General features: G+C 63.0%; 17 protein-coding genes and 1 tRNA gene. 6 read left to right on the forward strand and 12 right to left on the reverse strand.

What is annotated here, in order from left to right:
- Window positions 1-2: 2 nt before the first annotated feature.
- From rnr to NE851_RS18505, 6 genes are all read right to left on the reverse strand, one after another.
- Window positions 3-2,375, reverse strand: coding sequence for a ribonuclease R (gene rnr, locus NE851_RS18480; RefSeq protein WP_097543038.1), 2,373 nt, complete (start codon window positions 2,373-2,375; stop codon window positions 3-5).
- Window position 2,376: 1 nt separating this feature from the next.
- Window positions 2,377-5,031, reverse strand: a complete 2,655-nt coding sequence (gene topA / locus NE851_RS18485; RefSeq protein ID WP_047616568.1) for a type I DNA topoisomerase — start codon at window positions 5,029-5,031, stop codon at window positions 2,377-2,379.
- A gap of 236 nt (window positions 5,032-5,267) precedes the next feature.
- Window positions 5,268-6,410 (reverse strand): DNA-processing protein DprA, encoded by a 1,143-nt coding sequence (gene dprA, locus NE851_RS18490; protein ID WP_097543039.1) that lies wholly within the window; start codon window positions 6,408-6,410, stop codon window positions 5,268-5,270.
- Window positions 6,410-7,030, reverse strand: a complete 621-nt coding sequence (gene plsY / locus NE851_RS18495) for a glycerol-3-phosphate 1-O-acyltransferase PlsY (RefSeq protein WP_097543040.1) — start codon at window positions 7,028-7,030, stop codon at window positions 6,410-6,412. Before plsY ends, dprA begins: the two co-directional genes overlap by 1 nt.
- A 45-nt stretch (window positions 7,031-7,075) precedes the next feature.
- Window positions 7,076-8,365: a dihydroorotase gene (locus tag NE851_RS18500; RefSeq protein ID WP_097543041.1), complete on the reverse strand. Its 1,290-nt coding sequence runs from the start codon at window positions 8,363-8,365 to the stop codon at window positions 7,076-7,078.
- Complete coding sequence (locus tag NE851_RS18505) at window positions 8,362-9,318, reverse strand: aspartate carbamoyltransferase catalytic subunit (protein ID WP_007626148.1); 957 nt, start codon at window positions 9,316-9,318, stop codon at window positions 8,362-8,364. Before NE851_RS18505 ends, NE851_RS18500 begins: the two co-directional genes overlap by 4 nt.
- Window positions 9,319-9,497: 179 nt before the next feature.
- Between NE851_RS18505 and NE851_RS18510 the strand changes: the two genes are divergently transcribed.
- Window positions 9,498-11,156, forward strand: a complete 1,659-nt coding sequence (locus tag NE851_RS18510) for an acyl-CoA dehydrogenase family protein (protein ID WP_047616579.1) — start codon at window positions 9,498-9,500, stop codon at window positions 11,154-11,156.
- A 191-nt stretch (window positions 11,157-11,347) separates the two neighbouring features.
- Here NE851_RS18510 and NE851_RS18515 read toward each other — a convergent pair whose 3' ends face one another.
- On the reverse strand, window positions 11,348-14,224 hold the full coding sequence (locus NE851_RS18515; RefSeq protein WP_097543042.1) for an Rne/Rng family ribonuclease: 2,877 nt from the start codon (window positions 14,222-14,224) through the stop codon (window positions 11,348-11,350).
- A gap of 622 nt (window positions 14,225-14,846) precedes the next feature.
- On the opposite strand from NE851_RS18515, the gene NE851_RS18520 reads away from it, so the two are divergent.
- From NE851_RS18520 to prfB, 3 genes are all read left to right on the forward strand, one after another.
- Window positions 14,847-16,103, forward strand: coding sequence for an N-acetylmuramoyl-L-alanine amidase (locus NE851_RS18520; protein ID WP_097543043.1), 1,257 nt, complete (start codon window positions 14,847-14,849; stop codon window positions 16,101-16,103).
- Window positions 16,104-16,465: 362 nt separating this feature from the next.
- Window positions 16,466-18,925: a penicillin-binding protein 1A gene (locus NE851_RS18525; RefSeq protein WP_047616584.1), complete on the forward strand. Its 2,460-nt coding sequence runs from the start codon at window positions 16,466-16,468 to the stop codon at window positions 18,923-18,925.
- A gap of 158 nt (window positions 18,926-19,083) precedes the next feature.
- Window positions 19,084-20,215 (forward strand): peptide chain release factor 2 gene (gene prfB, locus NE851_RS18530; RefSeq protein ID WP_164735935.1). Its coding sequence is split into 2 segments (ribosomal slippage): window positions 19,084-19,152 and window positions 19,154-20,215, totalling 1,131 coding nucleotides; the frame shifts between segments, so codons are not numbered across the junction.
- Between the two features lie 54 nt (window positions 20,216-20,269).
- On the opposite strand, the gene NE851_RS18535 is transcribed toward prfB, so the two are convergent.
- The 3 genes from NE851_RS18535 to NE851_RS18545 are packed head-to-tail and all read right to left on the reverse strand — an operon-like array spanning window position 20,270 to window position 22,611.
- Complete coding sequence (locus NE851_RS18535; protein ID WP_097543045.1) at window positions 20,270-21,289, reverse strand: alpha/beta hydrolase family protein; 1,020 nt, start codon at window positions 21,287-21,289, stop codon at window positions 20,270-20,272.
- Window positions 21,290-21,323: 34 nt separating this feature from the next.
- Window positions 21,324-21,833: a hypothetical protein gene (locus tag NE851_RS18540; protein WP_047616589.1), complete on the reverse strand. Its 510-nt coding sequence runs from the start codon at window positions 21,831-21,833 to the stop codon at window positions 21,324-21,326.
- Between the two features lie 4 nt (window positions 21,834-21,837).
- Complete coding sequence (locus NE851_RS18545; RefSeq protein WP_047616590.1) at window positions 21,838-22,611, reverse strand: NAD kinase; 774 nt, start codon at window positions 22,609-22,611, stop codon at window positions 21,838-21,840.
- Between the two features lie 157 nt (window positions 22,612-22,768).
- Here NE851_RS18545 and NE851_RS18550 point away from each other — a divergent pair.
- Window positions 22,769-22,844 (forward strand) — tRNA-Thr (locus NE851_RS18550).
- A gap of 152 nt (window positions 22,845-22,996) precedes the next feature.
- Window positions 22,997-23,410, forward strand: coding sequence for a hypothetical protein (locus tag NE851_RS18555; protein WP_183908215.1), 414 nt, complete (start codon window positions 22,997-22,999; stop codon window positions 23,408-23,410).
- Between the two features lie 32 nt (window positions 23,411-23,442).
- Here NE851_RS18555 and NE851_RS18560 read toward each other — a convergent pair whose 3' ends face one another.
- Both NE851_RS18560 and NE851_RS18565 read right to left on the reverse strand, forming a co-directional pair.
- Window positions 23,443-23,580, reverse strand: a complete 138-nt coding sequence (locus NE851_RS18560) for a hypothetical protein (RefSeq protein WP_164735934.1) — start codon at window positions 23,578-23,580, stop codon at window positions 23,443-23,445.
- Between the two features lie 64 nt (window positions 23,581-23,644).
- Window positions 23,645-23,803 carry a hypothetical protein gene (locus NE851_RS18565; RefSeq protein ID WP_164735933.1) on the reverse strand — a complete coding sequence of 53 codons (159 nt, stop codon included), beginning with the start codon at window positions 23,801-23,803 and terminating at the stop codon, window positions 23,645-23,647.
- Between the last annotated feature and the right edge of the window lie 80 nt (window positions 23,804-23,883).

A 23,883-nucleotide genomic window follows, 5' to 3' on the forward strand; every position in this document is an offset into this window, starting at 1 on the left:
GGCTAGTGCCGTCCGCGCGGCGGCCTCGTTCCGGGTTTCTTGCGGACCTGGCCCCTGTCGCGGCGGCCCGCTTTGTGGAAGGAGCGCACCGCCGTCGGCATCTCGCGGCCCTCGCTGATCATCTCGAAACGCAGCGCGCCGGCAAGCGGGATCGCTTCGGCAAGCTTCACGGTGACGCTGTCGCCCAGGCGATAGCCGAGCCCCGTTCGCTCCCCCGACAGCGCCTGATGCGCCTCGTCATAGATGAAATAATCGGTGCCGAGCGTAGATATAGGGACGAAGCCGTCGGCGCCATAGTCCGGCAAGGCGACAAAAAGCCCCGATTTCGTCACGCCGGAGACCCGCCCGGCAAATTCCTCGCCGACGCGGCCGCTCAGATGATGGGCGATCAGCCGGTCGACCGTCTCGCGCTCGGCGGCCATGGCGCGGCGCTCGAAGGTCGAGATTTCGGCGGCGATATCGTCGAGTGCCGCCTCTTCGTCGGGCGTAATGCCGCCTTCGCCGAAGCCCAGCGAACCGACGAGGGCGCGATGCACGATGAGATCGGCGTAGCGGCGGATCGGCGAGGTGAAGTGGGCGTATTTCATCAGGTTGAGGCCGAAATGACCGATATTCTCGGGACCGTAGATCGCCTGGCTCTGCGAACGCAGCACCATCTCGTTGACCATGGTCTGGTGCGGCGTACCGTCCGCCTTCGCCAGAATGCCGTTGAAGCTGTTGGCGCGCATATTCCCGCCCTTGGCCAGCGAGATGCCGAGTGTCGCCAGGAACTCGCGCAGGATTTCCTGCTTGGCGAGCGTCGGGCCGTCATGGATGCGATAGATCAGCGGCTGGCGTTTCTTTTCCAGGGTCTCGGCGGCACAGACATTCGCCTGGATCATCATTTCTTCGATCAGCTTATGCGCATCGAGCCGCGGCGGCACGAAGACCCGGTCGACCGTGCCGTCGGGCTTCAGCAGGATCTTGCGCTCCGGCATGTCGAGTTCCAGCGGCTGGCGCCGGTCGCGTCCGCGCTTCATCACCTCATAGGCGTGCCAGAGCGGCTTCAGGATCGGCTCGAGCATCGGTCCGGTCTGATCGTCCGGCTTGCCGTCGATCGCCGCCTGCGCCTGCTGGTAGGAGAGCTTTGCGGCGCTCTTCATCATGATGCGATGGAAGGTGTGGCCGATCTTGCGGCCTTCCGCGGAAAAGCTCATGCGCACGGCGAGCGCCGGGCGGTCGACGCCTTGCTTCAGCGAGCAGAGATCGTTGGAGATGCGCTCCGGCAGCATCGGCACGACGCGATCCGGGAAATAGACCGAGTTGCCGCGCTTCAGCGCCTCGCGGTCGAGCGGCGAATTGGGGCGGACATACCAGGAAACGTCGGCAATCGCGACGGTGACGAGGACGCCGCCGGGATTGTCGGGCGAGGGGTCGAGCTCGGCATAGACCGCATCGTCATGGTCCTTGGCGTCGGCCGGATCGATGGTGATCAGCGGCACGTCGCGCCAATCCTCGCGATGCGACATGTTGGCAGGCTTGGCGTCATCCGCCTCGGCGATGACCGCAGGCGGGAAGACATGCGGGATGCCGTGTGCATGGATGGCGATCATCGAGATTGCCTTTTCCGAACCGACGGAACCGACGACGGAAAGCACCTTGGCGCGCGGCAGGCCGAAGCGGCCGAGACGGGCGACTTCCACTTCGACCAGGTCGCCGTCCGCGGCGCCGCCGGTGAAGTCGGGATCGATCACCATTTCCTCGCCGCGCCGTTCGATCGGCAGCAGCCGGCCACCGCCGCCGGGTGCTGCGCGGAAGACGCCCATCGAGGCGCCGCGGCGCCTGTCGATCACCTTGATGATCCGCGCCGTATAGGCCGGCCCGCCGCGATCGACGGCCGGGAAGATCTTTGCCAGGATGCGGTCGCCGAGGCCGGCGACGGGCGCCTTGCCCCTGCCCTGGCGGCCTGCGGGCGATTGCTGGCGGATGGCGACGGCGGGTGCGACGCCCTGGTCCTCCGGCCATTCCGCCGGCCGGCCGATCAGATCGCCATCCTTGTCGCGTGTGGTGATATCGAGAACGGTGACGGGCGGCAGCGCGCCGGGACGGATCAGCGACTTGCGGTTCTTCTGCAGCATGCCTTCCTGCTCGAGTTCCTGCAGCATGTGCTTGAGCTCGACGCGGCTGTCGCCCTTCAGGCCGAAAGCCTTGGCGAGTTCGCGTTTGGAGGCTTTCTGCGGATGATCGGCGATGAAGCGCAGGATCACCTCGCGTGAGGGCAGGGCGCCGTGGACGATGTTCAGCGGCTCGACGGCGGGAGCATCCTTGCCCGAGCGGCCGATCTTGCCCGGGCGCTTGCCCGCGGGGTTCGTTCTCTCGCGCGGTATCCTGCTCACGTCAGCCCTTTTTCGATTTCGCCGGCGCTTTCGCCTTCGTTGCCTTCGGCTTGGCCGCCGTCTTGGTGGTCTTGGCTTCGGCGGCCGCCGCCTTCGGCTTGGCCTTCGCCTTTGCCGTCTTGCCTGCAGGCGCCTTGCCGGCCTTTTCGGTGATCAGCGCGAGCGCTTCCTCGACGGTGATCGCCTGCGGGTCCTTGCCCTTCGGCAATGTCGCATTGACCTTGCCCCAATTGACGTAAGGTCCGTACTTGCCGTCGCGAACGGTGATGGGGCCGCCATCAGGATGATCGCCGAGCGTCTTCAGCGCCGCCGGTGTCCCGCGCGAACCCCGCCCCGGCGCCTGGTTCGCCTTTTCGGCGATAACAGTCACGGCACGGTTGAGGCCGACCGAGAACACGTCCTCGACGGTTTCCAGATTGGCATAGGAACCGTCATGCAGGAGGAACGGCCCGTAGCGACCGATGCCGGATGAGATCATCTTGCCCGTTTCGGGGTGTTTGCCGATATCGCGCGGCAGCGAGATCAACGCCATCGCCTTTTCATAGTCGATATCCTCGGGCTTCCATCCCTTCGGCAGCGAGGCGCGTTTGGCTTCCTTGCCGTCGCCGCGCTGGATATAGGGGCCGAAGCGGCCGGACCGCAGCGTCAGCTCCTCGCCGGTCGTCGGATCGGTGCCGAGGTTCTTCGGCTCGTTAAGGGCAGCACCGTCCGCCTCTCCGCCGTTTTCGGAGGAGAGCTGGCGGGTGTAGTTGCAATCCGGATAATTTGAGCAGCCGACGAAGGCGCCGTATTTGCCGAGCTTCAGCGACAGGTTGCCGGTGCCGCAGACCTGGCAGATCCGGGGATCGCTGCCATCCTCGCGCTTCGGGAAGACGAGCGGCGCCAGCGCCTCGTTCAGCGAATCGAGCACGTTGGTGACGCGCAGTTCCTTGGTGTCCTCGATCTGGGCGAAGAAATCCTTCCAGAAGTCGCGCAGCACCTGCTTCCAGTTCAGCTCGCCGGCGGAAATCCGGTCGAGCTTCTCTTCGAGATCGGCGGTGAAGTCGTATTCGACATATTTGGTGAAGAAGCTTTCGAGGAAAGCGGTCACCAGCCGGCCCTTGGCCTGCGGGATAAGCTTGCGCTTGTCGATCGTCACATAGTCGCGGTCGCGCAACGTCGCCAGCGTCGCGGCATAGGTGGAGGGGCGGCCGATGCCGAGCTCTTCCATCTTCTTGATCAGCGAGGCTTCCGAATAGCGCGGCGGCGGCTCGGTGAAATGCTGCGTCGAGTTGATCTTCTGCTTGGCGAGCGTCTCGCGTGCATTGATCTCCGGCAGGCGGCCATCCTCGTCGCCGTCGTCACTCTGCTCGCCGTCCTCCTTCTGGTCGGTATAGGCGGCGATGAAACCGTCGAAGCGGATGACCGAACCGACGGCGCGCAGCCCGGCCTTCTCGCCCTTGTTGTCGGCGGTGATTTCAGCCGTCGTGCGCTCGATTTCGGCCGACGCCATCTGGCTGGCGATGCCGCGCTTCCAGATCAGGTCGTAGAGGCGGATCTGATCGGCATCGAGGAATTTGCGCACGCGGTCGGGCGAGCGGTAGAAATCGGTCGGACGGATCGCCTCGTGCGCCTCCTGGGCGTTCTTGGCCTTGGTGGAATAGAAGCGCGCCTTCTCGGGCATATAGCGCTCGCCGAACTGGTCGACGATGGCGCGGCGCGCCGCATCGATCGCCTCGGGCGCCATCTGCACGCCGTCGGTTCGCATATAGGTGATGAGACCGACCGTCTCGCCGCCGATATCGACGCCTTCATAGAGCTTCTGGGCGATCTGCATGGTGCGCGAGGCGGAGAAGCCGAGATTGGAGGAGGCGGCCTGCTGCAGGGTCGAGGTCGTAAACGGCGGTCCGGGATTGCGCTTGACCGGTTTCGCTTCGACGGAGTCGACGATATAGCTTGCGCCTTCGAGCAATGCCTTGAGCTTGCCGGCATCCTCGCCGTTGCCGATCGCGCGCGGCTGCAGCCGTTTGCCATTCGCCGAAACCAGCCTGGCCTCGAACTCGTCGCCGCGCGGTGTCTTTAGAAGGGCCGAGATGTTCCAGTATTCTTCCGAAATGAAGCGTTCGATCTCGGATTCACGGTCGCAGACCAGACGAAGCGCCACCGACTGGACGCGGCCGGCCGACCGGGCGCCGGGCAGCTTGCGCCAGAGCACCGGCGAAAGATTGAAGCCGACCAGATAGTCGAGCGCGCGCCGCGCCAGATAGGCGTCGACGAGCGGCACGTCGATGTCGCGCGGATCGGCCATCGCGTCGAGCACCGCCTTCTTGGTGATGGCGTTGAAGACGACGCGTTTGACCGGCTTGCCGTTCAGCACGCGCTTCTTGTTCAGCATATCGAGAACGTGCCAGGAAATCGCTTCGCCTTCGCGATCCGGGTCGGTCGCGAGAAAAAGGCCGTCGGAGGATTTCACCGCATCGGCAATATCCTTCATCCGCTTTGCGGAGGCGCTATCGACCTCCCAAAGCATTTCGAAATCCTGATCAGGAAGAACTGAGCCGTCCTTGGCAGGCAGATCGCGCACATGGCCGAAGGAGGCGAGCACTTTGTATCCCGGACCCAGATACTTGTTGATCGTCTTGGCCTTGGCAGGCGATTCCACCACTACAACATTCATGATGATTCTCTAAAAAGGAAACGACGCCAGCGTTGAAGCCAGCGCGACACACACCGAAAGATGGATCCCGGCCCTCCGACATGGACAGGGAAATCGCCGCGGTCAAGGGGTTTGCTACAATTTTAGTTCTTGCATCCGGTGCAGCCGAAGGGAGTTTATCGGGGAAATGCAATCTTAGATAGGTTGTCGAAGGTTTTCGACACAGGGGGCGGCAATTCTGCGATATCGTGCAAAGTTCAATCGGAAAGCGAGACGAACCCGCCCTGATGCCGCTGCAGCCTGCCCGATATATCGAGTTCCAGAAGGATGAGATAGACCGCGGATGCCGACAGACCGGTATGGCGGATGACGTCGTCGATCTCGACTGGCGTCGGCCCGAGCGCATCGATGACGCGGGTTCGGTCGGGATCGCCGGGTGGCACCGAAATTGCCTTGCCCTCACGCGCCGGTTCCTCTGCCATCGATGACGGGAACAGGTCGAATTGCGCAAGCGGCGCCAAAGCCTCGACGACATCGACGGGGGCGGTGACGATCGATGCACCGTCCTTCAGCAGGCCGTTGGTGCCATGGCAGCGCGGATCGAGGGGGGAGCCGGGCACGGCAAACACCAGGCGACCGAACTCGCCGGCAAGCCGCGCCGTGATCAGCGAGCCCGAACGTGTCGCTGCTTCGATGACGACGAGGCCGAGCGCAATGCCGGCGATCAGCCGGTTCCGGCGCGGAAAGTCGCGGGCGCGGGGCTCCCAGCCGAAGGGCATCTCGCTGACCGCCAGGCCGTTGCCGCCGGTGATCTCTTCGAGCAAGCCGATATTCTCCGGCGGGTAGGGCTGGTCGAGACCCCCCGCAAGGGCAGCGATGGTGCCTGTCTCGAGGCTCGCACGGTGGGCTGATGTGTCGATGCCGCGCGCCAGCCCCGAGACCACGGTATAACCCGCCCTGCCGCAGTCGCGCGCCACCATCGCCGCGAATTTCGCGCCTGCGACCGAGGCGTTGCGTGAGCCGACAATGCCGACGGCCGGTCGTTTGGCGGCGGCAAGCGCGCCTTTGACGGCGAGAAGCGGCGGTGCGCCGTCGATCTGTTTCAGTGCCTGCGGATAGTCCGGCTCACCGATGCCCACGAAGCGGGCGCCGAAACGATGCGCTGCCTCCAGTTCCCGATGTGCTTCGGCCTCGCTGGCGATGCGGATTGCCCGCGTGGCGCCGCCGCGCGCCGAAAGCTCCGGCAATGCGGCAAGCGCTGCCTCGGCCGAACCGAAATGATTGATGAGGTCGCGAAAGGTGGCGGGGCCGATATTGTCGGAACGGATGAGGCGCAGCCAGGCAATTCTCTGCCGTTCGGTCAGCACGACGCCTTTTGGTCCCGCGCTCAGCGCATCCATTATCCCTTTGCCCCGATCTTGCTTTCCGTCCCGCCCATCAGCCGCGAGATATTCGCCTTGTGCTTCCAGTAGGAAATCAGGGTCATGATCGCCATCACTGCCGCAACCTTTTCGTTGCCCAGGATCCACAGCGCCACCGGGATGACAAGCATGGCGACCAGTGCCGACAGCGAGGAGTAGCGGGTGGTGAAGGCGACGGCCAGCCAGACGGCGGCGAAGAGCACGACCATGATCGGCGCGACGCCGAGCAGGGTGCCGATATAGGTGGCGACACCCTTGCCGCCCTTGAAGCCGATCCAGATCGGGAAGAGATGGCCGATGAAGGCGAAGAAGCCGGCGATGATCGCCGCCTCCTCACCGAGGAAATAGCCGACGACCCAGGCCGCCGCCGATGCCTTCAGCGCATCGAGCAGCAGCGTCGCCGCGGCGAGCTTGCGGTTTCCGGTTCTGAGCACATTGGTCGCGCCGATATTGCCGGAGCCGATGCTGCGCACGTCGCCGAGGCCGGCCGCACGCGTCAGGATCAGGCCGAAAGGAATGGAGCCGAAGAGATATCCGATGATGGCTGCGGCAAGCGCGATCGGCAGGGTGATCTGCCATGACATGAGATTGGATAACATATGCCCCCTCGGCCCTCCGTGGCCTATCCTCGGTCCAGCCGTCTCCTAAATTGCGTGGACAAGCTTTCCCGAGACGTATGTCGCGACCGCCCGTCCGCTGAAGCGCGCATCCTCGAACGGCGTATTCTTCGAACGGGAGAGAAGCATGTCTTTGGCGACAAGCCAAGGCTCATCGAGATCGATCAGCGCGATATCGGCCGCCGCACCCGGCTTCAGCGTGCCGGCGGCGAGGCCGAAAATCTCGGCGGGGCGGGTCGACATGGCGTCGATCAGGCGCATCAGGCTCACCTGGCCGCCATGGTAAAGCCTCAGCGCCGCCGCCAGCATGGTTTCGAGCCCGATCGCGCCGTCCTCCGCCTCGGCGAAGGGCAGGCGCTTCGTATCGACATCCTGCGGGTCATGCGAGGAGACGATGATGTCGATCGCGCCGCTGGCAAGGGCCTCGACCATCGCCACCCGGTCGTCTTCCGGTCGCAGCGGCGGATAGAGCTTGAAGAAGGTGCGGTATTCGCCGATGTCGTTTTCGTTGAGCGCCAGATTGTTGATCGAGATGCCTGAGGTCACCTTGGCGCCGCGGCTGCGGGCGCGTTCGATCGCCTCGACCGATTCCGGCACCGAGATCATCGCGGCATGATAACGTCCACGCGTCAGCGCAGCGATCCTGAGATCGCGTTCAAGCGGAATGAGTTCGGCTTCCTTCGGAATGCCGGAGAGCCCGAGCCAGCTGGCGAAAAGCCCCTCATGCATGACGCCGTTGGCGCCGAGATATTTGTCACGCGTCTCGCAGGAAATGACGGCGCCGAATTCGCGCGCATAGGTCATGATCCGGCGCAGCACCTGCGTGTCGTGGACGCTGGAATGGGCATCGGTGAAGGCGACGGCGCCGGCCTGCATCAACAGGCCGATCTCGGTCATTTCCTCGCCGGCAAGGCCCTTGGTGATGGCGGCTGCCGGATAGACATTGACGGCGGCCGTATCCCGCGCCGTCTTCTTGACGAATTCGACGAGCGCGATGTCGTCGATGACGGGATCGGTGTCCGGCATCATGATGATCGAGGTGACGCCCCCGGCCGCCGCCGCCCGGCTCGCCGAGGCGATCGTCTCACGATGCTCGCCGCCGGGTTCGCCGATATGGACGCGCGCATCGACGAGGCCGGGCGTCGCCACAAGGCCCGTGCAGTCGCGGATGACGGCGCCATCAGGCGCGCCCTGGTTCTGCGCCGCATGGCCGGCGGCGATGATCACGCCGTTTTCGGCGATGATCGTTCCGACTTCATCGAGGTTGCGCGAGGGATCGATGATGCGGACGTTCTTGAGGACGATCGGGTTGCTCATGCCATCATTCCATCGCTGCGGGGACCCTGGTTCTGCGAGACGAGCAGCGTCTCCATGACCGCCATGCGCACCGCCACCCCCATCTCCACCTGTTCGGCGATCACACTCTGCGGCCCGTCCGCCACCTCGGACGCGATCTCGACGCCGCGGTTCATCGGGCCGGGATGCATGACCAGCGCATCCTCCTTGGCGGCTTTCAGCGTTTCGGCGTCGAGTCCGTAGAAGTGATAATATTCGCGCACCGAAGGCACGAAGGCGCCGGACATGCGCTCGCGCTGCAGCCGCAGCATCATCACGACGTCGGCGTCCTTCAACCCTTCCTTCATCGAATGGAAGACCTCGACGCCCATCTCGGCGATGCCGGCAGGCAGGAGGGTTGCAGGTGCGACGACACGGACGCGGGCGCCCATCGCGTTGAGCAATAGGATGTTGGAGCGCGCCACCCGCGAATGCAGCACGTCGCCGCAGATTGCCACGATGATGCGCGACAGCTTGCCCTTGGCGCGACGGATCGTCAGCGCGTCGAGCAGCGCCTGGGTCGGATGTTCGTGCTGCCCGTCGCCGGCATTGACGACCGAGCAGGAGACCTTCTGGGCGAGAAGGGCGGCGGCACCTGCGCTCGAATGGCGGATCACCAGCACGTCGGGGCGCATCGCATTCAGCGTCATCGCGGTGTCGATCAGCGTTTCGCCTTTCTTCACCGAGGAATTGCCGACCGACATGTTCATGACGTCGGCCCCGAGCCTCTTACCGGCAAGCTCGAAGGAGGCCTGTGTGCGGGTCGATGCCTCGAAGAAGAGATTGATCTGCGTCAGCCCGCGCAGCGTCGACGTCTTCTTTTCTCTCTGGCGGCTGATCTTGACGGCCTCATCCGCCTTGTCGAGAAGATAGGTGATATCCTGCTCGGTGAGGCCCTTGATGCCGATGAGGTGGCGGTGGGGGAAAAAGACCATGACCTTGCCTCTTGCTGTCTCTGCCGGGTCTATAAAGAGTGCTGCCCGCCGGGGCAAGCATGCGCTGTGGGCAAAGGCTTATGTCCCCATGCATTTTCGCCCGAATTCCGATAGAGCAGAATGAACCGAATCATAACTTCCGGTTTCCCTTTGCCGGGTTCTTACACTAGAAGCGAATTATGACCTCCGCCAACCGGACTGACGACAAACTCGCAGAACTCAACCAGCCGAGCCTGTGGTCCGGCATCAACGCCTATCGATCCGATCCGCTGATCGTCGACCTGACGGCGGCCCTCCCGCGCGGCATCCGCGAAGACCTGGAAAATATGGGCCGCTACGTCACCTCGCCGGAGGCGCAGGAACTGGCGCGCATGGCCAACCAGGGCGCGCCGCAGCTGCGCACCCATGGTCCGCGCGGTGAGCGCCTCGACGTCGTCGAGTTCCATCCCGCCTGGCACGCGCTGATGCGCCGCTCCATGTCGGTCGGGCTGCATTCCTCCGTCTGGGACCCGCAGGCCGATACCGAGGCCAAGGATGAGGCGCACAAGGTTCGCGCCGCGCGGTTTTATCTGACGTCACAGCTGGAATCCGGCCATCTCTGCCCGCTGACGATGACCAGCGCCTCGGTTGCGGCGCTGTCGGCTTCGCCCGCTGTCCAAAAGGACTGGGCGCCAAAGATCCTCTCGCGCAAATATGATTCGTCGAACAAGCCCGCCATGCAGAAATCCGCCGTGACCATCGGCATGGGCATGACGGAAAAGCAGGGCGGCACGGATGTGCGCGCCAACAGGACCGCTGCCGAAAAGGTCAGCGAGGGTATCTACCGGCTGTCCGGCCACAAATGGTTCATGTCCGCGCCGATGAGCGATGCCTTCATCATGCTGGCGCAGACGAAGGAGGGCATGGGTTGCTTTCTCGTGCCGCGCCTTCTGGAAGATGGTTCCGCCAACGGGTTGCAGTTCCAGCGGTTGAAGGACAAGGTCGGCAACCGCTCCAACGCCTCTTCCGAGGTCGAGTTTACAGACACATTCGGTTTCCTGCTCGGCGGTCCGGATGCCGGCATCCGCACCATCCTCGATATGGTGACGCTGACCAGGCTCGACTGTGCGCTGGCCTCATCGGGCATCATGCGCGCCTCGCTTGCCGAAGCCGTGCATCACACCCGCGGCCGCAGCGTCTTCGGTAAGATGCTGGTCAACCAGCCGATCATGACGCGCGTGCTCGCCGACATGGCGCTCGATGTCGCCGCCGCGACGGCGCTGTCCTTCCGTCTTGCCGACGCCTTCGACAAGGCGCGCGGCAATGCCGAGGAGGCGGCCTATGCCCGCGTCATGACGCCGGTCGCCAAATACTGGTGCTGCAAGATCGCGCCGGCGCTGATCTACGAGGCGATGGAATGCATCGGCGGCAACGGCTACATCGAAGATCGCCCGATCGCCCGCCATTACCGCGAGGCGCCCGTCAACGCCATCTGGGAAGGCTCCGGCAACGTCATGGCGCTCGACGTGCTGCGTGTGCTCAACCGTGGCAAGGATCTGTTCGAAACCGTCTTCGCCGGCCTTGCCCGCGATCTCGGCCCTGCCGGCAAGAAGACGATCGACGTGTTGCGCGCCGCAATCGCGCTGTGTGAACAGGACGAGGGCGCCGCGCGCCTGCTTGTCGAGCAACTGGCGCTGGCTGCCGGTGCCGCCGAACTCTATCGGCTGGGCGCCGGGCGCATTGCCGATGCCTTCATCGAGACGCGCCTTGCCGGCGGCTGGCGCTCCACTTACGGCATGCTCGATTCCCGTTTCGACGCCAGCTACATCGTCGACTTGCTCTATCCGCCGGCGGCCTGATCGCAACCGGGGATGATGGTCGCTCTTCGCCGGCGTCGAGCCGAGCGATAGTGAAGCGCTCTATGCCGTCTCGCTTGCGGTACACAGTGGCAAAGTGCCGCCCATTTCTACTCCCCACGCTATCGCCATAAACGAAAATCCGGCCGCGTCGCCGCGGCCGGATTTCAGTGTTTACGTCCGAAAATCAGCGTTCAGAAGAAGCCACGGCGCTGCCACCAGCCGGCTTTCTTCGGCTTGCCGTCATCGCCGTCGCCATTCTCGACGCGGGTGGTGGATTTCACCGTCGGCTCGGAGGAGGAGATATTGGATTCGCGGTTGGCGCGAACCGGCTTTGCCTCTTCCTGGACTGATGTTTCGAGATCGGCGGAGGCTTCCACCAACTCCGGTTCTGCCTCGACCACAGGTGCGGTCTCCGCCACCGGTTCCTCGACCGGCGCTGCCGCCGGTTTGCGGCGGCCGCGGCTGCGGGCGGGCTTCACATCTTCGGTGATGACCACTGCGCTCTCGACGGCTGCCATCGCGGGCTGAGCTTCGTCAGCCTGCTCGGCAATCGCCTCGACAGCTACGGCTTCACCAGGAGCGCCGTCGTTCGAAACGTCGTCACCTTCGTCCTCGTCGCCGCCATTGTCTTCACCGGCTTCGCCGGCCGTCAGCTCGGAGCCATCCTCGGCGCGATTGCGGCGACCGCCACGCTTGCCGCGACGGCGGCGCTTGCGGCGCTGCGATTCCTCGCTTTCAGCGCGCGTCTCGGGTGTGGCTTCGGTGTTTTCATCACCTTCGCCGCCCTCGTCGTCGCCATCCTCATCCTCGTCACCGGCTTCGCCTGCTGCCGATACCGGCTGCTCGGCATTGCCGTTGCGGCCGCGGCGGCGCCTGCGGCGCTTGCGCTTGCGGTTACTGTCACCTTCGCCTTCCGAGCGCGCTGCTGCGGGGCGTTCGGCAGCGGCCGGCTTTTCCTCGAGTTCTTCGTCTTCCTCTTCATCCACTTCGATGACGATATCGTCGTCGTCATCCTCGGGAATGGCTGCGAAGTTGAAGAGTGTTTCGATCTTGACCGGGTTTTCCACGGCTTCGCCGCGATCGATCGCGAAATGCTGCGCACCGACCGAACCGTCCGCGTCGATGACGATCGCGACGCCGAAACGGCTTTCGTAATCGATGATCGTCTGGCGCTTGTGGTTGAGCAAATAGAGCGCGATGTCAGGAGTGGTGCGCACGGTGATGTTGTGCGTGGTGTTCTTCAGCAGATATTCCTCGATGCCGCGCAGCACATGCAGCGCGACGGAGGACTGCGAACGCACATGGCCGGTGCCGCCGCAATGCGAGCACACCTGCGTGGTCGATTCGAGAACCGAAGCGCGGATGCGCTGGCGCGACATTTCGAGCAGGCCGAAATGCGAGATCCGGCCGACCTGGATGCGGGCGCGGTCGTTCTTCAGGCATTCCTTCAGCTTCTTCTCGACGGCGCGGTTGTTGCGCTTTTCTTCCATGTCGATGAAGTCGATGACGATCAGGCCGGCAAGGTCGCGCAGGCGAAGCTGGCGGGCGATTTCTTCCGCGGCTTCGAGGTTCGTCTGCAGCGCGGTATCCTCGATTGAGTGTTCGCGCGTCGAGCGGCCGGAGTTGACGTCGATCGAAACCAGCGCTTCCGTCTGGTTCATGATCAGGTAGCCGCCGGAACGCAGGGTCACCTGCGGCTGCAGCATGCGGTCGAGCTGGGCTTCGATGCCCGAGCGCGAGAAGATCGGGTGGATGTCGCGATAGGGCTGAACCACCTTGGCGTGGCTCGGCATCAGCATCTTCATGAAGTCTTTCGCTTCACGATAGCCGTCTTCGCCGGCAACGATGATCTCGCTGATGTCCTTGTTGTAGAGGTCGCGGATCGAGCGCTTGATCAGCGAGCCTTCCTCATAGACGAGGCAGGGAGCGGTGGACGCCAGCGTCAGCGTGCGTACGTTCTCCCACAGGCGCATCAGATATTCGAAGTCGCGCTTGACCTCGACCTTGGTGCGGTTGGCGCCGGCGGTGCGAAGAATGACGCCCATGCCCTGAGGTACCTCGAGCATGCGCGCGATTTCCTTCAGGCGCTTGCGGTCGGCAGGGTTGGTGATCTTGCGGGAAATGCCGCCGCCGCGCGCCGTGTTCGGCATCAAGACGGAATAGCGGCCGGCGAGCGAGAGATAGGTGGTAAGGGCTGCACCCTTGTTGCCGCGCTCTTCCTTGGCGACCTGCACGAGCAGGATCTGGCGGCGCTTGATGACTTCCTGGATGCGGTACTGCTTGCGCGGCTTGCGCTGCACGCGGTCCGGCACTTCTTCCATCGCGTCTTCGGCGCCGACGGATTCGATGACTTCCTCTTCGCCGTGATCGTCATCGTCGTCATCATCATCGTGGCGACGCTTGCTGGTATCGACGTCCTCGGAAATCTCGTCGGTTTCCACCATGGCGGCCATCGCGCCGCCGGTCGAGCCGTCATCCTCGTTGTCGACGGTCGAAGCGCCTTCGGCTTCGACGTCTGTGGGAACGGCGTCCTCGGTCGCGGTCGTTTCGGCGACCGGTTCGGTCACCTTCTTGCGGCTGCGGCGCGGCCTTGCCTTCTTGGCCGGCGCTTCGTCTGCGGCCTCGGGCGATGCCGCGGCCTCTGCCGCTGTCGTCTCTTCCGTTACGGCAGCCGCTTCCGGCGCCTTTGCCGGAACGATGCCGACATCCGGCTGATCCTGCTTGGAAAGATCGACCATCGGCGCGGTTTCGACATGCTCGACATCTTCGTCGCGGCGATGCTCCTCGGCTTCGGCACGAAGCAGTGCCTGACGATCGGCAAGCGGTATCTGGTAATAGTCGGGATGGATTTCGGCGAAGGCCAGGAAGCCGTGCCGGTTGCCGCCGTAATCGACGAAGGCGGCTTGCAGCGAGGGCTCGACCCTCGTTACCTTTGCAAGATAGATGTTGCCGCGGATCTGCTTCTTGTGCTGGGACTCGAAGTCAAATTCTTCTATGCGGTTCCCGCGAACGACAACGACGCGCGTCTCTTCCTCGTGAGACGCATCGATAAGCATTTTGTCTGCCATGTAAGCTGTGCTCCTCGGCGTGGCCGCGAGAGCGCATTCCCGACTGCTGTTGAAACAGAAAGAATGCGGTCCACTGTAGCCGCGCCGGATAATGAAAGTCGCGCCTGATGCGAGGGGGAGGGCAGCAGCCAGACAGCAGCCGGAACCATTTCGGTCCGGGGCCTGTACACTTCAGATAAAACCTGCTGCGAAACCATCAACAACCAAGCGTGATCGACAAATACGAAGACCCGTTCGGGTCCGATGAGTTTGCTCCCTGAGAGCGTGGTGGCTGATCCACCAATGAATTCCGACAATAAGCCGGAAAATCAGGATCCAGTTCTAGGGATGAAGCGCATGAGACGGCGGACGATGACCGATGTGGCGCCAGGTCCTGATCTGGCTGGCAGCCTTTGCGGCGACTCTATCCCGTCAACACTTTACCCTGAAATTCGTTGTATGTTTTCTGTGTCACAATAGCAAGGGAAAAGCCAAATGTGCCATAATATTGATGGATTTCGTAACGCATAGAAGCTGGGGATAAAGTGATCGCGATTCGGCAGGCTAACGGGTGTTTCGTCACGGGGACGTTCGCTGCAGCCGCGTCGGGTTCATGGCAATTCAAATAGGGTGTGGCGGTTTATTGTATAAGAGGGCTCGGATCGCGGCGAAATCCGCAGCGCGGCGATCGACATTCGCAAGGCGGGTTCTGACGGCAATGCTTCTGGCCGCCAGCCTCCTGGCCGTTGCCGGCTCCGTCGAAGCCGGAGATCCGCTGCTCGCCTATGGTGCGCGCATCGTCGGCGACGACGCCAGGACCCGCATCGTCATCGACTTCGATCGCGAACCGCGCTTCTCCGTCCACTATATCGCCAATCCGGAACGCATCGTCGTCGACCTGCCGGCCACCGCCTTCGGCTTTCCGGCGAAGGATCTTGCCGCCCGCGGCCTGTTCAAGGACATCCGTTACGGCAAGATGGACGAGGAAAGCGCCCGCATCGTGCTGACGACGGCAAGGCCGGTGAAGCTGGCGCTCGCCAAAGTGCAGGCCGACGAGGCAGGCAAGGGGCATCGCCTCGTGCTCGATGCCGAGATGATCGACAAGCAGGCCTTTGCCGAGCTGGTGAAGACCCAATCCTGGAACGATCAAACTGAGGCGGACCAGACGACCAGCGCCATTCCGGCGCCTGAGAAAGCCGCTCCCGGCGATTTCGTCATCGCCGTCGATGCCGGCCATGGCGGCATCGATACCGGCGCGATCGGCGTCGACACCAAGACCGAGGAAAAGCAGGTAACGCTCGCCTTCGCCAAGGCGCTGACCGACCGGTTGAACAAGGAACCGGGCATCAAGGCTTTCCTGACGCGCGAGGATGACGAGTTCCTGTCGCTTTCGCAGCGCGTGCTGATCGCCCGCCAGAACCATGCCGGCCTGTTCATTTCCCTGCATGCCGACACGCTGAAGCAGAAAGATATCCGCGGCGCGACCGTCTACACGATCTCCGACAAGGCATCCGACAAGCTCGCCGCCGACCTTGCCGATCGTGAAAACCTTTCCGACCAGATCGCGGGCAAGGAGACGGTCGCCGAGCCGCCCGAGGTCGCAGACATCCTGCTCGATCTGACCCGGCGCGAGACCCAGGCCTTTTCGATCTCGCTGGCCGAGAGCGTGCTGAATTCCTTCAAGGATCAGGTTGGCACCATCAACAATCCACACCGTCACGCCGGCTTTCGCGTGCTGCAGGCCCCTGACGTGCCGTCGATCCTTCTCGAGCTCGGCTTCCTCTCGAATGCCGATGACGAGAAACTGCTGCTCGACGAGACCTGGCGCGACAAGATCGCCGGTCTCTTGACCGACGCAGTGAAGCGATACCGCGCCGCCGTCATGGCGAATGGCGGCTAATCAATGCCACGCAAAGAGCTGTAGCGGGTTGTGGCATGGCGATATGCATAAAAAACAACGACTTAAAGCGCGTCACACGAATCAAGTTCTGAGCAAGATGCCTCAGATTGGCGGCGGCGACGGCGTTGCTTGGATGTGACAGTTCTAATGAAACGCTGCTGCAGCGGTGAATGCGGCGGGCAGAGCCCTATTTTGCTCACATTCGCGCCGTTACTCCGGCTTATGTTTCGTAGGCCTGAGGCGCGGAATCGGCTTGTGGCGGTAACGCTCATGGAGTAAGCCGCGCAACGTGCAAATTGCCTTGATCCATGCAATCGTTGCGTCTGCGCCGATTGAAGATCGAAAAGACCGGTAGCTGAAATATGGTTAGACTTTTTGGATATTTCTTCGGAATGGCCTGCGTCCTGTTTCTGGTCGCGGCGGCGGGTGTTGCCATCTATATCACCAATGTCGCCAGGGATCTGCCGGACTATGCCGTTCTGAACAGCTACGCGCCGCCGGTGACCACCCGCGTTCATGCCGGCAACGGCGCCCTGATGGCCGAATACGCCAAGGAAAAGCGTCTTTTCCTGCCGATCCAGGCCATTCCCGACCGCGTGAAGGCCGCTTTCCTGTCGGCCGAAGATAAGAATTTCTACAATCACCCGGGCGTCGATCTTACCGGTCTCGGCCGCGCAATCCTCGTCAACCTGCAGAATTTCGGCTCCGGCCGCCGTCCGGTCGGCGCCTCCACCATTACCCAGCAGGTCGCCAAGAACTTCCTTTTGAGCTCGGACCAGACGATCGACCGCAAGATCAAGGAAGCGATCCTCTCCTTCCGCATCGAGCAGGCCTACAGCAAGGACAAGATCCTCGAACTCTACCTGAACGAGATTTTCTTCGGCCTGAATTCCTACGGCATCGCCGGCGCAGCACTCACCTATTTCAACAAATCCGTCACCGAACTGACCGTCGCCGAGGCAGCCTACCTGGCCTCGCTGCCGAAGGGGCCCGCCAATTATCATCCTTTCCGCCACCCGGAAGCTGCGCTCGAGCGCCGCAACTGGGTGATCGACCGCATGGTCGAGAACGGCTATGTCAGCCAGAGCGACGGTGAGGAAGCCAAGAAGCAGCCGCTCGGCGTCACCGCCCGCACGACCGGCCCGTCGCTCTTTGCATCGGATTATTTCGCCGAAGCCGTGCGTCGCCAGCTGATCGACCAATATGGCGAAAAGGTTCTCTATGAGGGTGGCCTTTCAGTGCGCACGTCGCTCGATCCGCAGATGCAGCTCGCTGCCCGCAAGGCGCTGCAGGACGGTCTGGTCACCTATGACGAGCGCCGAGGTTTCCACGGCCCCCTCAAGCAGATCGATGCGAGCGGTGACTGGGGCAAGGCGCTTGCCGATATCCCCGCACTGTCCGACGTGCCGGAATGGCGGCTTGCCGTCGTGCTCGCCGTGTCCGACAGCAATGTCGACATCGGCCTGCAGCCGGCCAAGGATGGAAGCGGCAAGGTCGCGGCTGAGCGTCAACGCGGCACGATCGATGCCAAGAACATGCAGTGGGCCTTCCGTTCGGCCGACGGCGCCCGCAAGACCGCGAAGTCGCCGGTCGGCGTCCTGGCCCCCGGCGACGTCGTTTATGTCGCAAAGCTCGGCGACGACGCCTCGACCTCCTACCGCCTGCAGCAGCCGCCGAAGGTGCAGGGCGGCCTGGTCGCCATGGACCCGAAGACCGGCCGCGTGCTGGCCATGGTCGGCGGCTTCTCCTACTCGCAGTCCGAATTCAACCGCGCCACCCAGGCGATGCGCCAGCCGGGCTCCTCGTTCAAGCCCTTCGTCTATGCGGCGGCGATGGACAATGGTTATACGCCGGCCTCCGTCATCATGGATGCGCCGATCGAGATCGTGTCGGGCGGCCAGGTCTGGAAGCCGGAAAACTACGGCGGCGAAGTCGGCGGGCCCTCGACGCTGCGCTCGGGCATCGAGCATTCGCGCAACCTGATGACGGTGCGCCTCGCCAACGATCTCGGCATGAACATCGTCGCCGAATATGCAGAGCGCTTCGGCATCTACGATCACATGCTGCCGGTTCTCTCCATGTCGCTCGGCGCCGGCGACACGACGGTGCTGCGCATGGTCTCGGCCTATTCGGTCATCGCCAATGGCGGCAAGCAGATCAAGCCGACATTGATCGACCGTATTCAGGACCGCTATGGCAAGACGATCTTCAAGCATGAGGAGCGTCTGTGCGAGGGCTGCAATGCCGGTGACTGGCAAAACCAGGAAGAGCCGAATGTCGTCGACAATCGCGAAACCGTTCTCGACCCGATGACCGCCTACCAGATCACCTCGATGATGCAGGGCGTCATCCAGCGCGGCACCGCCGCCGGCAAGATCGACCTCGGCGGCCGCGACGTCGCCGGCAAGACCGGCACCACCAACGACGAGAAGGATGCCTGGTTCGTCGGCTTCACGCCGGATCTGGTTGCCGGCCTCTATATGGGCTTCGATACGCCGGCCCCGCTCGGCCGCGGCGGCACCGGCGGCGGTCTCTCCGCCCCGATCTTCAACGAATTCATGCAGGCCGCCGTCAAGGATACGCCGGAATCCAAATTCGTCATCCCGCCCGGCATGAACCTGATCCCGATCGACCGCAAGACCGGCATGGCGGCCGCGGACGGCGATCCGAACACCATTGTCGAGGCTTTCAAGCCCGGCACCGGCCCGGCCGACAGCTTCTCCGTCATCGGCATGGACAGCACCATGGCGCCGGAGGAGATCCTGAAGACCTCGCCGCAGGCCAACCAAGCCGTCCAGACCGGAACGCCCGGCCTGTTCTGACCGTCGCCGAATTTTGGAACGCTTGCCGCGGCCCTTTACATCCGCGGCGGGCGTCTCTAGAGCATTTCCAGCAAAAGTGCGCAGCGGTTTTGCGTCCGGAATTGCGTGAAACAAAGACGTAAACCAGCACTTGAAGAGACCGAGCAGAGAAGCGGAAAATGCGAGCGGAAATCGAAAACGTAGTCGATGAAACCAAGCAGGCTATCACCCTGCTGAGGAGGCATCTTTGACTGGGACCAGGCGATAAGACGACTGGACTGGTTGAACAACAAGGCAGAGGATCCGAACCTCTGGAACGATGCACAGGAAGCGCAGAAGCTGATGCGCGAGCGCCAGCAGCTCGATGACGGCATCAACGGCGTCAAGCAGCTCGAACAGCAGCTGAACGACAATATCGAGCTGATCGAGCTTGGCGAGGAAGAGGGCGACCAGGGCGTCGTCAAGGAAGCCGAGGACACGCTGAAGGCCTTGAAGGCCGAGGCCGCCCGCCGCCAGGTGGAGGCGATGCTCTCCGGCGAAGCCGATAGCAACGACACCTATCTCGAAGTCCATTCCGGCGCCGGCGGTACCGAAAGCCAGGACTGGGCCAACATGCTGTTGCGCATGTACACCCGCTGGGCCGAACGCCAGCGTTTCAAGGTCGAGCTTCTCGAAGTCCATGACGGCGAAGAAGCGGGCATCAAATCCGCGACCCTGCTCGTCAAGGGCCACAATGCCTATGGCTGGCTGAAGACGGAATCGGGCGTGCACCGGCTGGTGCGCATCTCGCCTTACGACAGCAATGCGCGCCGCCACACCTCATTCTCGTCGATCTGGGTCTATCCGGTTGTCGACGACTCGATCCAGATCGAGATCAACGAAAGCGACTGCCGCATCGATACCTATCGTTCGTCGGGCGCCGGCGGCCAGCACGTCAACACCACCGACTCGGCCGTGCGCATCACGCATATCCCGACCGGTATCGTCGTGCAGTGCCAGCAGGAGCGTTCGCAGCACAAGAACCGCGCCAAGGCGTGGGACATGCTGCGTGCCCGCATGTACGAAGCGGAACTGAAGAAGCGTGAGGACGCCGCCAACGCCGAAGCCGCCTCCAAGACGGATATCGGCTGGGGCCACCAGATTCGCTCCTACGTACTGCAGCCCTACCAGTTGGTGAAGGACCTGCGCACCGGCGTCGCCAGCAGCGCCCCGGATGATGTGCTCGACGGTGATCTGAACGAGTTCATGGAAGCGGCCCTTGCCCACCGCATCAGCGGCGCCGCGGACGCGGTTGTCGAGGATGTCGACTGATAGGGTACAGCAGAATCGAGACACGAAGGCCCCGGAGACGGGGCTTTTCTTTGTTCAGACCATGGCGCTGACGTCGCTGTCGTGAAACAGCGCGGCCGACAGATCGGCAATCTCGTCATGAATGGCGGCGCGTTCGATGCCCGGGGGATCGGTAAAGAGTTCTGCGGCAAAGGCGAGGCCGAGCGCCGTGCCCTCCGGCACGAAGACATAATGTCCAAGGCCGCCGCCGAAGATTCTAAGACGACTGCGTCGCAGCCGTGCATGCAGCCATGACGAACATTCCTCCGCCGGTGCCGCCGTGTCGGCATCGCCGACCAGGATAAGGGTGGGCGCATCGACGGCCTTCAGGCTTTCCTCGCTGAAACAGAGAACGGACCGGCCCGGCGCGCAGACGAGCGCGGCCTTGATTCTCTCGTCACGGTAGGACTGCGACACGCGCGACCATGAATCGCGAAACACATCGCTGGTGCGCAGCAATGTCGGGATATGGTCGGCCAGGTCGGGAAATTCCCTTGGTCCGCGCGAACCACCGGATTTCATCCGGGACGGGTCAAACTGCGAGAACTGGGCGACAGCACCAAGCAGCAGCATCACGCTATAGGCTCCAGCCGAAAATCCGGCCGCAAACACGCGGGCCGTTTCGATATGGCCCGAGAGATCGCCGAGCCAGTCATCGCTATGGTCGAGCATGTAGCTGAGGTCGGGCGCCCGCTCCCAAAGGCAGGCAAAGCCTTCGGCGCGATAAGGCTCGATGCCCGTATTGCCGTGATGGCTGACGCCGAGCGCTGCAAATCCGCGATCGACCAGGCGTCGCGCCAGCCACTCCAGTCCGGCCGCGGATCCGCCGGTGCCGTGCGACAGAAGGACGAGGGGGTAGGGCCGGGCCGCCGGCCGGATGGGCGCATCGCGGGCAACAGTCGCCTTCTGAAACCAGCTTCTTTCCGTTATATCGCTTTCCCGGGCGTCATCGGCAGCCGGGTACCAGAGCGACCAGTTGATCGGCCTGGGGCCGGCTGCGTCCCAATTCGACCTCTTCTTGTCGTAGAGGATGCCCTCGCGATAGCCCAGTTTCATCGCCCAGATGTCTCTCCGAACAATTCCCAGCCGTTCAATTCGTCGCCTTCTCCACGGTGATGTCGCCGAATTCGTCGATCAGCACGGTCCAGCTATCCGGCTCGGCGGCGGGATCGGTCTTCAGATAGATCGTGGCAAACAGCCCCGGCTCCTTGATGATGCCGTTCGAATTCTCCGGGCGTATATCGGTAACGTAAGGCTTCAGGTCGCTGATTTCCTGCAGTTCGATGGTCGAGGCGATCGCCGGGCCGGTCTCTGTCTGGGCAATCTGCTGCAGGTAGACCTTCGAGGTCCTGTCGGCCTGGCGGACGGCAAAGAGCTTGTAGTAGCCGTGGCGCTGGGTGGCCTTTCCCTCGGGGTTGGCGACGCTCTCGGCACCCATCGGCGCCCGCTCGACATCAGGTGCGTTGCCGTCATCCTCCCAATAGCCGGTGCTGGTCGCGAAAATCACCGATGCCGGCAGGATGGCATCCTGCGCCGGGGCGGCTGCGACCGACCATCCCAATAGGAAAATGGTGGTCGTCAATATCCCTCGCATGGCCATCGTCTCAATCCTTGAACTGCTCGGCGAGAATACGGTCGGACCAGGAGCGGTCGGGATCGGAGAGGATGCGCGCCGTCATATGCTCCGACTGGGCGATTCGGATATGCAGCACCGACTTGACCTCGGTATTGTCGGCCACGGCGTTCACCGGCCGCTTCTCCGGCTCGAGAATGTCGATATCGACGGTCACTTTGTTCGGAAGCAGCGCGCCCCTCCAGCGCCGCGGCCTGAACGCGCTGACCGGCGTCATCGCGAGCAGCGGCGCTTCGAGCGGCAGGATCGGGCCATGGGCGGAAAGATTATAGGCCGTCGATCCGGCCGGTGTCGCCACCATCAGCCCGTCGCAGATGAGTTCCTCCAGGCGGACGCGCCCATCTATCATGACCCGCAGATTCGCCGCCTGATAGGACTGGCGAAAAAGATAGACCTCGTTGATGGCCAGCGCCGTCGAGTTGGTGCCGTCGGCATTGGCCGTCGTCATCTGCAATGGCCGGAAGACGTTTTCGACGGCAAGGCAGATGCGTTCCTGAAGCTGTTCGGTGCGATAATCGTTCATCAGGAATCCGACCGAACCGCGATTCATGCCGTAAACCAGTTTGCCGGAGTTCATGGTGTGGTGCAGCGTCTGCAGCATGAAACCGTCGCCGCCAAGCGCGACGATGACGTCGGCTTCGTCAGCCGGCACGTCACCATAGAGGCGAATCAGCTCCTCGCGAGCGGCAAGCGCCTCCGTCGTTGGTGAGGCGAGAAAGGATAGCGTCTGAAATGAACGGCCCATGCAATGCCCTTTATGATGCTGTCCTAGCTAAAGGATAAAGGCCTTGTACGACAAGGACGTTTTCTGCCGCGAAGCGTTTTGAGCCGCAGCCGACCTGTTCGCGCAGGCACGGATTTCCCTTTACAGAATCATAGAATCTGCTAGTTGGGCAATTATTGCCCTTGTAGCTCAGTTGGTAGAGCACCTGATTTGTAATCAGGGGGTCCCGGGTTCGAACCCTGGCGGGGGCACCAGCCTACGCTCTGTGAGCTTCGGCTCGGCGAGCTGAAGAAAGCTGCTAAGCGAAGGCGCCGCCTTCGGAGGCCATAACCTCGGTTCGACGCTGCTTTGTTCGATCGCACCCAGCAGATTTTTTTAATAGCCCGCATCGCTCGATGAACCGCGCGTGAAGGGCTGCTTCAGCGCCAATTCAGCCGCGCCCGACTATCTTCGCCTCATCATCAATGAGGAAACAGCCATGAGGCTCGCACATCTCTTTCTCGCCGCAACCATTTCAGTCGGTGGGGCTTTCGCGTCCGTCGCACCGGCGGCCGCCATGCCGGTCGAGCGGCCGGCAGTGTCGGCACAGGGCGATATCGTTCAAATTCGTGATGGCTGGCGACGTGATCGCGACCGTGACGATGGTGACGACCGTGGCTGGCGTGACGACCGTGGCTGGCGCGACGAGCGCGATTGGCGCCGCTCCCATTGGCGCGATGATCGCCGTCATTGGCGGCGGTGGCGTGCCGAGCGTTGGCAGGAACGCCGCGAGTGGCGCGATCGTGATCGCGGCATGCCTTTCTGGCTCTACCGCAGCTGAAGATAAAGGCCCGGATCATTCGGGCCTTTGTTTTAATGCGCGATAGGTTCATTGACGCTCGCCTCGATCCTGTCGCCATTGCCGGTCTCTCCGGCGCCCGATGGCGACATCATCGCGATGCTGAGCACGGAGACGACCATGAAGGCGACGACGGCGATCATTATGCGCATGAGCGTTCAATCCTCGTTCGATTCCGGGATTAACGCGTAAGCGCCCTCCGCGTTCCGGCCGGGATTATTGCACCGGTCCCGGCGTCGCGGGGCCGGGCGCCGTCGGCGACAGGGGATCGGGCTGGTGGATGGGATGCGAGGTGTCCACCCAGATGATGCTGAGAATAATCACGACGAAGACCGCGACGAAGAGGATACCGAAAATCAGCGGTCGAATGGCCATGATGGGAATCGTTCCTTCTTGCTTCTGACCGGTCGCGCCAACCGGTCATCGCCCGATCATAGTGTTCCGGAAGGTCTTTC

Origin of the sequence: Rhizobium anhuiense bv. trifolii, assembly GCF_024346605.1 — a bacterium.
In the GTDB taxonomy this organism is placed as follows: domain Bacteria; phylum Pseudomonadota; class Alphaproteobacteria; order Rhizobiales; family Rhizobiaceae; genus Rhizobium; species Rhizobium anhuiense.

What these genes read in the sequence shown, in the direction of transcription:
- NE851_RS18540 (WP_047616589.1), bottom strand. Translation starts at nt 21,833, where the DNA reads ATGGCCATGCGAGGGATATTGACGACCACCATTTTCCTATTGGGATGG.
- NE851_RS18515 (WP_097543042.1), bottom strand. Translation starts at nt 14,224, where the DNA reads ATGGCAGACAAAATGCTTATCGATGCGTCTCACGAGGAAGAGACGCGC.
- NE851_RS18535 (WP_097543045.1), bottom strand. Translation starts at nt 21,289, where the DNA reads ATGAAACTGGGCTATCGCGAGGGCATCCTCTACGACAAGAAGAGGTCG.
- NE851_RS18545 (WP_047616590.1), bottom strand. Translation starts at nt 22,611, where the DNA reads ATGGGCCGTTCATTTCAGACGCTATCCTTTCTCGCCTCACCAACGACG.
- NE851_RS18510 (WP_047616579.1), top strand. Translation starts at nt 9,498, where the DNA reads ATGACCTCCGCCAACCGGACTGACGACAAACTCGCAGAACTCAACCAG.
- NE851_RS18565 (WP_164735933.1), bottom strand. Translation starts at nt 23,803, where the DNA reads ATGGCCATTCGACCGCTGATTTTCGGTATCCTCTTCGTCGCGGTCTTC.
- plsY (WP_097543040.1), bottom strand. Translation starts at nt 7,030, where the DNA reads ATGTTATCCAATCTCATGTCATGGCAGATCACCCTGCCGATCGCGCTT.
- NE851_RS18560 (WP_164735934.1), bottom strand. Translation starts at nt 23,580, where the DNA reads ATGCGCATAATGATCGCCGTCGTCGCCTTCATGGTCGTCTCCGTGCTC.
- NE851_RS18525 (WP_047616584.1), top strand. Translation starts at nt 16,466, where the DNA reads ATGGTTAGACTTTTTGGATATTTCTTCGGAATGGCCTGCGTCCTGTTT.
- NE851_RS18505 (WP_007626148.1), bottom strand. Translation starts at nt 9,318, where the DNA reads ATGGTCTTTTTCCCCCACCGCCACCTCATCGGCATCAAGGGCCTCACC.
- NE851_RS18500 (WP_097543041.1), bottom strand. Translation starts at nt 8,365, where the DNA reads ATGAGCAACCCGATCGTCCTCAAGAACGTCCGCATCATCGATCCCTCG.
- topA (WP_047616568.1), bottom strand. Translation starts at nt 5,031, where the DNA reads ATGAATGTTGTAGTGGTGGAATCGCCTGCCAAGGCCAAGACGATCAAC.
- dprA (WP_097543039.1), bottom strand. Translation starts at nt 6,410, where the DNA reads ATGGATGCGCTGAGCGCGGGACCAAAAGGCGTCGTGCTGACCGAACGG.